12 protein-coding genes and 1 pseudogene are annotated in these 11,897 nt (G+C 69.3%); 5 read left to right on the forward strand and 8 right to left on the reverse strand.

Annotated elements, in window-relative coordinates; all coding sequences use genetic code 11:
• Nucleotides 1–83: 83 nt before the first annotated feature.
• On the reverse strand, nucleotides 84–1,253 hold the full coding sequence (gene glgA / locus QK444_RS22330; RefSeq protein WP_282783355.1) for a glycogen synthase: 1,170 nt from the start codon (nucleotides 1,251–1,253) through the stop codon (nucleotides 84–86).
• Between the two features lie 207 nt (nucleotides 1,254–1,460).
• Here glgA and glgC point away from each other — a divergent pair, with 207 nt between their 5' ends.
• Both glgC and QK444_RS22340 read left to right on the forward strand, forming a co-directional pair.
• Nucleotides 1,461–2,675: a glucose-1-phosphate adenylyltransferase gene (gene glgC / locus QK444_RS22335; RefSeq protein WP_282783336.1), complete on the forward strand. Its 1,215-nt coding sequence runs from the start codon at nucleotides 1,461–1,463 to the stop codon at nucleotides 2,673–2,675.
• A 75-nt stretch (nucleotides 2,676–2,750) separates the two neighbouring features.
• Nucleotides 2,751–3,956, forward strand: a complete 1,206-nt coding sequence (locus tag QK444_RS22340; protein ID WP_282783337.1) for a hypothetical protein — start codon at nucleotides 2,751–2,753, stop codon at nucleotides 3,954–3,956.
• Here the strand turns inward: QK444_RS22340 and QK444_RS22345 are convergent.
• The 7 genes from QK444_RS22345 to QK444_RS22375 form a co-directional block, all read right to left on the reverse strand.
• Nucleotides 3,883–4,320, reverse strand: a complete 438-nt coding sequence (locus QK444_RS22345; protein WP_282783339.1) for a hypothetical protein — start codon at nucleotides 4,318–4,320, stop codon at nucleotides 3,883–3,885. The genes QK444_RS22340 and QK444_RS22345 overlap by 74 nt on opposite strands.
• Before the next feature lie 72 nt (nucleotides 4,321–4,392).
• Nucleotides 4,393–4,614 carry a hypothetical protein gene (locus QK444_RS22350; RefSeq protein ID WP_282783341.1) on the reverse strand — a complete coding sequence of 74 codons (222 nt, stop codon included), beginning with the start codon at nucleotides 4,612–4,614 and terminating at the stop codon, nucleotides 4,393–4,395.
• A gap of 153 nt (nucleotides 4,615–4,767) precedes the next feature.
• Entirely contained in the window at nucleotides 4,768–6,420 is a 1,653-nt protein-coding gene (locus tag QK444_RS22355) for an ABC transporter permease (RefSeq protein WP_282783343.1), read from the reverse strand.
• Nucleotides 6,417–7,355, reverse strand: a complete 939-nt coding sequence (locus QK444_RS22360; RefSeq protein ID WP_282783345.1) for an ABC transporter ATP-binding protein — start codon at nucleotides 7,353–7,355, stop codon at nucleotides 6,417–6,419. The genes QK444_RS22355 and QK444_RS22360 overlap by 4 nt, the downstream gene beginning before the upstream one ends.
• A gap of 33 nt (nucleotides 7,356–7,388) precedes the next feature.
• Nucleotides 7,389–8,057, reverse strand: coding sequence for a TetR family transcriptional regulator (locus tag QK444_RS22365; protein WP_282783347.1), 669 nt, complete (start codon nucleotides 8,055–8,057; stop codon nucleotides 7,389–7,391).
• A 244-nt stretch (nucleotides 8,058–8,301) separates the two neighbouring features.
• Nucleotides 8,302–9,030, reverse strand: a complete 729-nt coding sequence (locus tag QK444_RS22370; RefSeq protein WP_282783349.1) for a phosphodiesterase — start codon at nucleotides 9,028–9,030, stop codon at nucleotides 8,302–8,304.
• A gap of 513 nt (nucleotides 9,031–9,543) precedes the next feature.
• Nucleotides 9,544–10,191, reverse strand: a complete 648-nt coding sequence (locus QK444_RS22375; RefSeq protein WP_051037661.1) for an O-methyltransferase — start codon at nucleotides 10,189–10,191, stop codon at nucleotides 9,544–9,546.
• 235 nt (nucleotides 10,192–10,426) lie between these two features.
• On the opposite strand from QK444_RS22375, the gene sigE reads away from it, so the two are divergent.
• The 3 genes and pseudogenes from sigE to QK444_RS22390 all read left to right on the forward strand — a co-directional run.
• The gene (sigE, locus tag QK444_RS22380) at nucleotides 10,427–11,095 is read left to right on the forward strand and encodes an RNA polymerase sigma factor SigE (RefSeq protein ID WP_029931457.1); all 669 of its coding nucleotides are present in this window, start codon (nucleotides 10,427–10,429) and stop codon (nucleotides 11,093–11,095) included.
• A gap of 81 nt (nucleotides 11,096–11,176) precedes the next feature.
• Nucleotides 11,177–11,587 carry a hypothetical protein gene (locus QK444_RS22385; RefSeq protein WP_282783353.1) on the forward strand — a complete coding sequence of 137 codons (411 nt, stop codon included), beginning with the start codon at nucleotides 11,177–11,179 and terminating at the stop codon, nucleotides 11,585–11,587.
• 10 nt (nucleotides 11,588–11,597) lie between these two features.
• A pseudogene (locus QK444_RS22390) lies at nucleotides 11,598–11,897 on the forward strand (serine protease); the annotation flags it as partial.

Raw genomic sequence — 11,897 nt, forward strand, 5'->3', positions numbered from 1 at the left:
ACAGCACGCATCGGACACGGCATCGAGTTCGGCCACGGCACCGCGGCGAGCACGCGCGTCGTGCGCCCCGGCACCGCGCGTTTCTAGCTCTTGCGCACCCGGTCGTAGACCCGAACCGTCTGCGCGGCGATCCGGTTCCAGTCGAATTCGGCTATGGCGCGGGCTCTTCCGGCCGCGCCCATGGCCTCGGCGGTCACCGGATCGCCCGCGACGGACTCGATGACGCGGGCCAGCGCCTCCTCGAAGCCCACGGTGTCGTGCGCGTCGTAGGGCACCAGCCGCCCGGTCACCCCGTCGGACACCACCTCCGGAATGCCGCCCACATCCGACGCCACCACCGCGGTCCCGCAGGCCATGGCTTCCAGATTCACGATCCCCAGCGGCTCGTACACCGAGGGACAGACGAAAACGCTTGCCGCGGCAAGGATCTGCCGCACCATCTCGGTGGGCAACATCTCCCGCACCCAGAACACCGCGCCGCGTCGTCGGCTCAGCTCCCGCACCGATTCGGCCACCTCGGCCTCCAGCCGGGGCGTATCCGCCGCGCCCGCGCACAGCACCAGCTGGATGTCCGGGTCCAGTCGCCGCGCCGCCGCCAGCAGGTGCGAGACGCCCTTCTGCTGGGTGATGCGCCCGACGAAGGCCACGATCGGCCGGTCCCGGCGCACCCCCAGTTCGGCCAGTACGTCGCGCACCCCCTCGGGCGGGCCGCCGGGATGCCAGGTCTGCGCGTCGATTCCGTTGTGCACCACGTGCACTCGCTCGGGATCGAGATCCGGATAGGCGTCGAGGACGTCGGCCCGCATCCCGGAACTCACCGCGATCACGGCATCGGCGGCGGCCATGGCATTGCGCTCGGACCAGGACGAGAGCCGGTATCCCCCGCCCAGCTGTTCGGCCTTCCAGGGCCGCCGCGGTTCCAGCGAATGCGCGGTGAGCACATGCGGTATCCCGTACAGTTCGGCCGCCAGATGCCCGGCCAGCCCGGTGTACCAGGTGTGCGAGTGCACCACGTCGGCCCCGCCCGCGGCATCGGCCATACGCAATTGCGCCGACATCATCTGCAGCGCCGAATTGGCCGCGTACAGCATGGGATCGGGCTGATGCACGACGGCGTCGGTGCGCGGCACCCCCATACAGTGCACGGTGACGTCGCACAGCCGCCGCAGCCGCGGCACCAGCTGGGTGACGTGCACGCCCGCCCCGCCGTACACCTCGGGCGGGTATTCGCGGGTCATCATGGCGACGCGCAGTTCGCGTCCACCGTCCGCGCCGTATTCCACGCGCTCCAACCTAAACGCTCGACCGAATCGCCACCAAGCTCTGTACGGATTGTCCGGGCCGCGTCACAGCGGGTCTACGGCGTGTCTCGAGATGGCGGCGGATTTGTCTGATTATCCGTAAGGCGGGCGGCGTCTCGCTGGCACGTCGCAGACACCCTGACGCTGTAGGTTGGGGGTGTGAGGAGCCAGCCGCACGTACTCGGGATCGTGCTCGCCGGTGGCGAGGGCAAGCGACTCTTCCCGCTCACCATGGACCGGGCCAAGCCCGCGGTGCCGTTCGGCGGGGCCTACCGCCTCATCGACTTCGTGCTGTCGAATCTGGTGAACGCCGGATACCTGCGGATCTGCGTCCTCACCCAGTACAAGTCGCATTCCCTGGACCGCCACATCTCCCAGACCTGGCGGCTGTCGGGTTTCGGCGGCGAGTACATCACCCCGGTGCCCGCGCAGCAGCGGTTGGGCCCGCGTTGGTACACCGGCAGCGCCGACGCCATCATGCAGTCGCTGAACCTCATCTACGACGAGGATCCGGAGTACATCGTGGTCTTCGGCGCGGATCACGTGTACCGCATGGATCCCGAGCAGATGGTGTCGCATCACATCGAATCCGGCGCGGGCGTGACGGTCGCGGGGATTCGGGTGCCGCGCAGCACCGCCAGCGCCTTCGGCTGCATCGACTCCGACGAGTCCGGTCGCATCATCGGCTTCCTGGAGAAGCCGGTGCATCCGCCGGGCACCCCGGACGACCCGAACGCCACCTTCGCCTCCATGGGCAATTACGTTTTCACCACCAAGGTGCTGGTGGACGCCATTCGCGCGGATGCCGACAACACCGACTCCGATCACGATATGGGCGGCGACATCATCCCGGGGCTGGTGCGCGCCGGGCAGGCGTCGGTCTACGACTTCGCCCGCAACGACGTTCCCGGATCCACCGAACGCAATCGGGGCTACTGGCGCGATGTGGGCACCATCGACGCGTTCTACGACGCGCATATGGATCTGGTGTCGGTGGATCCGGTGTTCGACCTGTACAACCGGCACTGGCCGATTCGGGGCGCGGCCGAGAACCTGCCTCCGGCCAAGTTCGGCCGCGGCGGCCTGGCGCAGGAGTCGATCGTGGGCGCGGGCAGCATTCTGTCGGCGGCCACGGTCCGCAATTCGGTGCTGTTCTCGAATGTGTTCGTGGAGGACGGCGCGACGGTGGAGGGCAGTGTGCTCATGCCGGGCGTGCGGATCGGGCGCGGCGCGGTGGTGCGGCACGCCATCCTGGACAAGAACGTGGTGGTCTCGGAGGGCGAGATCATCGGCGTGGATCTGGAACGGGATCGGGAACGGTTCGCGGTGAGCAACGGCGGTGTGGTGACCGTCGGCAAGGGCATCTGGGTTTAGCTGGACAGCCGCCCGCTCGCGGCCAGAGAATCGAGTGGGTGACGCGCGCCGCTCGGCAGCGCGGGAGGGAGCATCATGGGACGCGCCGCACGTGCCGCCACCGCCGCGACCTGTCTGGCCGTGACGGCCCTACTCACCGGATGCGGGGTGTCCGGCACGCCCACGGCGGGCGAGATCGACGTCCGCACCCTCGACACCGGCTCCTATCCGGTCGACCGCTTCACCTATCCGGAGCGCGCCGACGGCTCCGGCCCGGTGCTGGAGGGTATGCGCATGGCCGAGGCGGTCACCCCCGCGGTGCGGATCGATCCGTCGCTCACGGTGGGTCGCGGCGGCATCGTGCTGCCCGATGCGGACACGGTGGTCGAGGTGAGCCATCTGTCCGGGGTGTCGCGGCCGATTCTGGAGAATCGCGGCTTCATCGCGGGCTATGCGGCCAGCGGTTCCGACAAGCCCGATCCGGCGGGTTCGGACGCGCCCGATCCGACGAGCACCACGGTGACCGTACGACTGCTGCGCTTCCCGTCGGAGGACGCCGCCAAGCTGGCCGCGCGGGAACTCGAGGACGCCGATTTCGACGTGGCGCGCGAGCAGAACCGCAAGCTGACCATCGCCGAATACCCCGATGCCTTCGCGCATTGGCGGCCGGGCGTGCCGAATATCGGAATGACCATGCCGCGCAAGGAGTTCGTGATCGCGGTGTTCGCGTCCCGGCCGCGTGCCGACGAACAGGACCTGGTGTCGTGGGCGCGCAAGACCCTGGACGCCCAGGTGCCGCTGGTGGACGCCTTCGAGCCCACGCCCGCGGATCGGGTGGACGATGTGCCCGTCGATCCGGACCGGATGCTGGCGCGGACCCTGGTGGACAGCCGTGACGGGCACACCCCGAATCCGGACGACTTCGCGGTCTACGGCCCGAACGCGCTGGTGCTGGGTGCGCCCGATCAGGCCAAACGGCAGCAGCTGGTCGACGACACCGACCTCGACGCCATGAGCCTGACCGAGGAGAACGTCCTGTTCCGGGTGCGTGACGCCGCCGCCGGGCGGAATCTGATCGACGGGCTGATCGGCAGTCTCGGCGAGCGCTGGGTGAGCGGATCGGCGCCGGAACGGGTGCCCGATACGACATGCATGCGGCTGCCGCGCTCGAGCAGCGGCGACGGCGTGTACCGCTGCTATGTGTCCTACAAGCGGTATGTGGCGCTGGTCAACGCGGATTCGGAGCCGTCGGTGCAGCGGAAGGCGGCCGCGCAGTACGCGCTGCTGGCCAATAGTCTCTAGCGCAGTGCCGGTCGCCGGAGCCGTTGCGGCCCGCACTCGCGCCGTGCGACCGGGCGCGGCCGGGGCGCGGCCGTGCGCCCGCCTCGGCCGGTACGCTGTCGTCACGGAAGAGGTAGTCACGGAATCCGAAGGGCTGCAACAGCGCCCGTAGGAATTCCACGCCCGCGCCGGGCAGCACCGTACGCTGTTCGCCGAGGATGCCGACGCCCTGCTGGAACCAGACGCGGCCGACCAGTCCCTCGACCGGATCGATGGCGCGCAACATGGCGTGCCCCTCCGTATTCACCCGGAACTCGGCGATGCGCCGCCACCGCTGACCTTCACGCAGGTACAACCCCACCACGGTCGGAAACCGCTGCACCATGGCACACCCCATCCGTCGATCTCACCGATGGAGTAGCCGCCACGGCGGTGAGGTAATCCTCACCGCGCCGATTCAGCGCTGGTGAGCGGGGGCGTACACCGGTTCGGTGCAGAACGGGGCGCACGATCCCGGCGTCGGGGTCGGCGAGATACCACCCTGATGGTCGTCGAACCGCGCCCCGCTGACCAGCAGCAGCACCAGTAGTGCCACGAAAAGCACGCCGCCGAACAGGATCAGCGCGGGCCACAGCCATCCCGACGGCAGATGCGCGCCGAGGATTGCCCCTTCGTACATTGCCGCACCTCCTCATCCTTCGATTCCCCCACCATTCGTGTACCACCGTCCAGGTGGGGAAATCCAGACCTCGGCCCGAGTTCACAGACTCCCGGCTCGCAACCGACCGGTCGGAAATCCACAGCGCGCGAGGAGATTCGGAGCGGCCTTGCCCTAGCGCAGATCTCGGCGACGGAAACCGAACAGCCCCACCGTGATCAGGGTCGCCGCCAGCAGGGTGATGATCACCAGCGGCGTGGCCGTGAATTCCGCGCCCGGGAGTTTCGGTGCGTGCTGGTAGGGGTCGAGATTGCGGAACCATTGGGGTGCTCCGGAAATCGCGCCCAGCAGGAAGACCGCCACGGCGGCGACGAAGACACCCCAGGCGACCGGGGTCCAGCGCGGCGCCACGCCGAACAGGAGGATCACGACACCGACGAACAGCCAGATGGCGGGCAACTGCACCAGGGCCGCGCCCAGCACGGCACCGAGTTTGCCGCTCACATCTCCGGCGGCCCGCCCGTACACCAGCCCGCCCACCGTCCCGGCCACGGCGAGTATCACCGCCGGACCCAGCAGAGCTATCACCAGATGCGATGCGGCCCAGCGAATTCGGGAGACAGCGACGGTGAGCACCGTCTCCGCGTGCTGGGCGGCCTCCTCGCCGTGCAGACGCAGCGCCGCCGAGATGGCGTAGGCGGTGGCGGCCACGCTCAGCATGGTGAATCCGTAGTTGAGCATCGCATCCTCCAGCAGCTGCGCACCGCCCATGCGCTGGATCAGCTCGCGAATCATCTCGCTGTCGCCCAGTTCGTCGCCGATGCCGTACACCACACTGCCGAACACCAACCCGTACAGCGCGAGTCCGACGGTCCACGCCAGCAGTGATCCGCGTTGCAGCCGCCACGCCAGCCCCAGCGGACCGGACAGCGCGGGCCCCGCCCGCAGCGCGCCCGATCGTTCGGCGATGAGACCGCCGCCGAGATCGCGGTGCGCCAGCAGGGTGTAGGCGACGGCGGTCAGCACGATCACCGCGACCAGGTGCAGCAGCAGCACCGCGAAATGGTCGCCCGCGTACGCCCGCACCTGCAACGACCACCCCTGCGGCGACAGCCAGGTGAGCACCGAGGTCGGCCCGTCCCCGGCCCGGGCGTCGCCGATGGCCCGCAGCGTGTAGGTGGCGGCCAGTACCGCGAACGCGATTCCGCGTGCCGTGCGGGCGCTCGGCGACACCTGCGCGGCCACCGCCGCCACGACCGCGAAGACCGCGCCGGATCCGGCCAGCGCCAGCCCGAAAGCCAGTGAACCCGAGGCGGGTACCGACGTGCCCAGCAGGCTCAGCGTGCCCAGCAAGCCGGTGGCGAGCGCACCGCCGAGGCCGAGCACCAGCGCCGCGGTGAGTCCGGCGAACCGTCCGATCCGGGTGGAGGCCACCAGTTCCCCGCGCCCCGTTTCCTCTTCGGCCCGGGTGTGCCGAATGACGGTGAGGATCGTGGCGATGCCGAGCAGGGTGAAGAACATGCCCGCTTTCCAGATCCCGACCGCGCCGAGACCGGTGTCGTAGATCGGGCCGTACATGGCGAGCTGGGCGGGACTGGCCAGAATCGACCGGGCGAAGCCGACTCGTCCGGCCTCGTCGGGGTACACCGACGCGACGCTCTCGATGTACACACTGCCCAAAGGCAGCGACAACAGCAGCACCCACAGCGGCAGCACGATGCGGTCGCGGCGCAGGAACAACCGCAGCATCTGACCGGTACCGGCGAAATCGGCCGCCCGGAACACGGTTTCGGTCGCGCGCGGGCGCGGCAGCACGGCGGTGGTCATCGCACCGCCTCCGCCTCGGCGGCCCGCTCGCCATTGTGCGAGTAGTGGCGCAGGAACAGTTCCTCCAGCGTCGGCGGCTGGCTCACCAGGCTGCGCACTCCGGCCGCGCCCAGCACACGGACGAGTTCGCCGAGATGCTCGGCGTCCACCTGGCAGCGCAGCGTGTGGTCCTCCAGGCTCACGTCGGCCACACCGGGAAGGCGGCCGAGATCGCCCGGGTCACCGGTCAATTCGGCGGTGATGGAGGTGCGGCTCAGATGCCGCAGTTCGCGCAGGCTGCCCGTTTCCACGGTGCGTCCGGCGCGGATGATGGTCACGCGCTGACACAGCTTCTCCACCTCGGACAGGATGTGACTGGACAGCAGGACGGTGCAGCCGCGCCGCGCCGCCTCGGCCACACACTCGTTGAACACCTGCTCCATGAGCGGATCCAGGCCGGAGGTGGGCTCGTCCAGCAGGAGCAGGCTGGCGTGGGACGAGAACGCCGAGACCAGTGCGACCTTCTGCCGATTGCCCTTGGAGTAGGTGCGGGCCTTCTTCTTGGGATCGAGTTCGAAACGCTCGATCAGCTCGGCGCGCCGGGCGTCGTCGATGCCGCCGCGCATCCGCCCGAGCAGGTCGATGGTCTCCCCGCCGCTGAGTGTCGGCCAAAGCGTGACATCGCCTGGCACATAGGCGATGTCGTGGTGCAGGGCGACGGCGTCGGCCCAGGGGTCGCGGCCGAACACCCGAGCCTCGCCCGAGGTGCGGGACAGCATGCCGAGCAGCACGCGGATGGTGGTGGACTTGCCCGCCCCGTTCGGTCCGAGGAAGCCGTGCACCTCCCCCGCGGCGACCTCGAGGTCGAGGCCGTCCAGGGCGCGCACCGGCCCGAAGTGTTTGTGCAGATCCCGGACCGAGATGGCCGGGGTGGTCGGGGTGGTCGAGGCGTTCATCGAATCTCCTTGCCGAAAGCAGGATCCGGTCGGCTATGGGGGGTTGTCCTGCCGCTGGGCGAGCAGGGTGTCGAGCATCATGGGGTCGGTCAGCAGACCGTGGGTGTAGAGCTCGAGGGCGGGCAGCATCATGCGGTCGGCGTACTCGCGCAGGGCTTTCCGGTAGTCGACGGGGCCGGGGTGTTCGGTCGCGTAGAGCTGCAGGAACATCGTCATGCCGCCGCCGTTGGTGGTCGCCAGGAAGCGCGCCATCGCCGCGAGATCGCTGGGGGCACGCAGGGTTCCGGCCGCGATACCGGCGCTCAGATAGTGCTCGACGTCCTCGACCATGTGCTCGAAGAAGGCGGTGGCCAGACTGCCGCCGGCCTGAAAGCTGCGCACCAGGTAGGCGATGAGTGGCGCGTACTCCTCGATCTCGGCGATCTGCCGCAGCAGCCCCGACGGTGACGGCCGTTCCATGGACTCGACCTTGGCCTCCCGCACCACCGCGCGGACGTGCTCGTCGCACGCCTCGCGCAGACCGTCCTTCGATCCGAAGTGATGGTTGACGAGGCCGGGCGAGACTCCCGCGGTCGTGGCGATCGCACGTACGCCCACCCCGAAGCCCTGCTCACCGAATACGGCGATGGCGGCGTCCCGGATACGGGCGCGAGTACTCAGATCCTCGGCGGATCCTTGCGGTACGGCTGGTCGGTTGAACACACGTTCAACATACTAAACAGGCGTTCAACGCTTCCGCAAGACCCGACACTCCCCCGGTCGCCGCATGCCTCGCGCGGATATTCCGCGCGGCAAGTTCAACCCGGCGGCATTGCTCCGCATGTCAGAATTCCGCGCGTTCGACAAACGCCGATACCCGACGCGGCGGCGTCCCGGCGGGTACCCGGCCTCAGTTGCCATCCCGGCGGGTGGACGGCCTCAGTTGCCATCCCGGCGGTCCCCGGCCTCAGTGCTCGGTCATGCCCTGCAATCCGGCGACACCCGCGGTCGCCACGCCGTCGGTCTCGTGCCGACCGCGGCGGCTGCCCGTGTACGCCCACTTCCGCACCGCGGTCACCGGACGCGGCAGCAATTCCACCTCCGGCGGCAGATTGCGCACCGGATCGAAGAATCCGGGTCCGGCCTGTTCGCCGATCTCCGGTGCGGCGACGGTGATCTCCGCCAGTGTCCGCTTGGGACCGGTCAGCGGCGCGGCCCGCAGGGTGAAGCCGAGCCGGTGCCCCTCCAGATGGGTCGACATCGCCCCCAGCGACGGTGATTCGGGTTGGGCCGCATCGGGTTCGGCGAATATCCACTCGACGGGACCATCCTCGAACCGGTACGCCATCAGACTGCCGTAGTACGCACTCGACCAGCCCAGCGCGGGCGTGATCACGAACCGGCTCAGCGTGCCGGTGCCCGTGGTGGCCAGCGCCAGATCCCACGGGCGATCGTGCCGGTCGAGTACCCGCACCGCCAGTCCGAGCACGTCCGGCACCCCGTCGGGCAAGCCGACGCCCTTCGAAATCCGCGCCAGCACAGGACGATCCGCACTGCCCAGCAGTTGCTTGTAGACACCGTCGACGGCATGCAGCGCACCGGTCAACGGCAATCCGTTCGGATGGAAGACACGGGCGTCACGCACTCGCGCGGCCGCCGCGAACGCTCCCCGCACAATGCCGTCGGCAATAGCCATTCGTCTGCACCTCTCGAATCACTCGACTCTCGCGAGCAATACCCACAGACACAGCCCCGAACCGTCCGATATGCCACCTGCGCGACACCGCCCGCCCTCCGACCCACCACCGGCCGCGGTCGCCGCGGGAGCCATTGCGACGCACCCGAATACGGACGCACCCGAATACGGTCGGCGCTACCGGTCGCGACCGCGCGACGCTCTAGGCGTCACGCGCGGCACGGTCGGCGCGGCACGGTGCCCACGGGCTCAGCCGCGCGAGACCTCCGCCGCGCGAGACACACCACCGCCCATCCCCAGCCGCGCGCGAGATGCACAGCAAGCCGTCCTCAACCGCGCGACGCGCACAACAGGCCGTCCCCAGCCACGCGACGCGCACAACAGACCGTCCTCAACCACGCGACGCGCACAACAGACCGTCCTCAACCACGCGACGCGCACAACACCGTCCTCAACCACGCGACGCGCACAACAGACCGTCCTCAACCACGCGACGCGCACAACAGACCGTCCTCAACCGCGTGAGGCGCACAACAGGCCGTCGCCGACCGGGATCAGGACGCTGGTCAGTTGCGGGTCTTCGGCTACGGCGCGGGTGGCGGCGCGGACCGCCTGGGTGGCCGGATCGCGTTGGGCCGGGTCGGGCACGCGGCCGCCGAGCAGGGCATTGTGCAGCAGAATCGCGCCGCCCTCGCGGAGCAGGCGCACGCCCTGCTCCACATACTGCGGGTGCTCGAGCGGTGCGCAGTCGATGAACACCAGGTCGTAGGCCCCGTCGGCGAGGCGCGGCAGCACGTCCAGGGCGCGGCCGTTGATGAGCCGCGTGCGGGCGGGCGCGATATCCGCGGCGCGGAACGCCTCCCGGGCGGCCCGCTGGTGCTCGGGCTCGGAGTCGATGGTGGTGAGGGTGCCCTCGGAGTGCATGCCGTCCAGCAGCCACAGCCCGCTGATCCCGGCCCCGGTGCCCACCTCCACCACGGCCTTGGCCCCCAGCAGCTGGGCGTACATGCTGAGCAGCGCTCCGACCGCGGGCGGCACCGGAGACGCGCCCAATTCGACGGCGCGTTCACGGGCGGCGACGAGAATATCGTCCTCGGCCACGGATTCCTCGACGTAGGCGAGGTTGCGCTGCAGGTTCGATGCCGCGGGAGTCTGGCTCACGGATATGAGGCTAACGGCGCGACGCCCCTATCGCGTGCCGGTGACCGACCGGTGTGGCGAATTTTCTCAGGTGTCCCTCAGCCTGCGCATACGGCTGCCACATCGGGACCGGGAAGAGTAATCGCCAACGCCAGGCCAGCGACCGCGAGCCCGGTTCGGGAACAACTCGAGCCAACCCTTCGGTTGTACCCCGTACCGACGTTCACGGTCCCGAGTAGGAGGTAACCCCATCCACATGGTCGACGCGGCGCGTGAACACGCCAATCTGCCCGAGCAGATCCTGCCGAACAGCGATATCGCGCTGGACGGCGAATCCTTCGCGGACGAGCCCCTCACCGGGACCGCCGCCTTCGACGCCACCGGTGACCGCACCATGATGCCCTCCTGGGACGATCTGGTGCGCGAGCACGCCGATCGCGTCTATCGGCTCGCCTATCGCCTGACCGGTGACCCGCAGGACGCCGAGGACCTGACCCAGGAAACCTTCATTCGCGTCTTCCGCTCCCTGTCGAACTACCAGCCGGGGACCTTCGAGGGCTGGCTGCACCGCATCACCACCAACCTGTTCCTCGACATGGTTCGCCGCCGCAATCGCATCCGCATGGAGGCGTTGCCGGAGGACTACGACCGGGTGCCGTCCGAGGGTCCGGGGCCGGAGCAGGTCTACCACGACGCGAATCTGGACCCGAACCTGCAGTCGGCGCTGGACGCGCTGGCGCCGGAGTTCCGCGCGGCGGTCGTCCTCTGTGACATCGAGGGCCTGTCCTACGAGGAGATCGGCGCCACCCTGGGCGTGAAATTGGGCACCGTGCGCAGCCGAATCCACCGGGGACGGCAGGCACTGCGCGAATACCTCGAGCATAATGGGACACAGCGGCGTTTCGACGCCGCGAAGGTCGGGTAAACCTTGCGGGCTGTGTGTCCGTAGTTCCCGGCACCGGGTTCCCGGGCATTGCCGAGGTCGTTCCGGAAGGGTGTGCACCATATGAACGGCGAGGACAGAGCGCCGAAGCGTCCGCCTCGATTCGCCCCCACCGAGCATCTGGCCACCGAGGCCATTGCCGCGTACGTGGACGGTGAGCTGCGGATGAACGCGTATCTGCGCGCCTCGCATCACCTGTCGGTGTGCCCCGAATGCGCGGCCGAGGTGGAGTCCCAGCAGCAGGCGCGGATCGCGCTGCGACAGTCGAGCCACATCACCGCACCGCTGCGGCTGCACGACACCCTGAGCCGGATCCCCATCTCGGAGCTGCCCGGCGCGGAACCGACACCACCGCAGCATCCCGCCCCGGGCCCCGCCGCCGACCACGGCATGTTCGCCGCGGGAGCGAGTTCCTTCGGCATGCGCCAAGATTCGTTCGACAGCAGGCGGTGGACGGCGTGGTGGCGCAAGTAGAGTTCATCGCGTGACCTCCGAATCGAAGAACACTCCGGCGGCATCGGGTGCCGGGGACCAGCAGCCACCGCACTCCGCGGAGACGCCCGATTCGGCGGCCAACAGGGGGAACCTGAGGCCGTCGGACGCGCCGGTCCTGGGACCGCGCCCGGTCTACCGCCCGCACGTCGACAAGCACACCGCCCGCGCCTTCCGCCGCCCGAACGGACAGGCCGGTTCCTTCGGCCCGCGGCCCGGCGGAGTCCCGGCCGCGCCGCCCGCGGATGCGCCCGAGGTGCAGAACCGCCCGCCGGATGCCGTACTGGCCGAG

This window comes from Nocardia sp. CC201C, assembly GCF_030010695.1.
Classification (GTDB): Bacteria; Actinomycetota; Actinomycetes; order Mycobacteriales; family Mycobacteriaceae; genus Nocardia; species Nocardia otitidiscaviarum.

Coding starts and splice junctions, on each gene's coding strand:
- QK444_RS22340 (WP_282783337.1), top strand. CDS start 2,751: ATGGGACGCGCCGCACGTGCCGCCACCGCCGCGACCTGTCTGGCCGTG.
- QK444_RS22345 (WP_282783339.1), bottom strand. CDS start 4,320: ATGGTGCAGCGGTTTCCGACCGTGGTGGGGTTGTACCTGCGTGAAGGT.
- QK444_RS22350 (WP_282783341.1), bottom strand. CDS start 4,614: ATGTACGAAGGGGCAATCCTCGGCGCGCATCTGCCGTCGGGATGGCTG.
- QK444_RS22355 (WP_282783343.1), bottom strand. CDS start 6,420: ATGACCACCGCCGTGCTGCCGCGCCCGCGCGCGACCGAAACCGTGTTC.
- QK444_RS22360 (WP_282783345.1), bottom strand. CDS start 7,355: ATGAACGCCTCGACCACCCCGACCACCCCGGCCATCTCGGTCCGGGAT.
- QK444_RS22370 (WP_282783349.1), bottom strand. CDS start 9,030: ATGGCTATTGCCGACGGCATTGTGCGGGGAGCGTTCGCGGCGGCCGCG.
- sigE (WP_029931457.1), top strand. CDS start 10,427: ATGGTCGACGCGGCGCGTGAACACGCCAATCTGCCCGAGCAGATCCTG.
- QK444_RS22385 (WP_282783353.1), top strand. CDS start 11,177: ATGAACGGCGAGGACAGAGCGCCGAAGCGTCCGCCTCGATTCGCCCCC.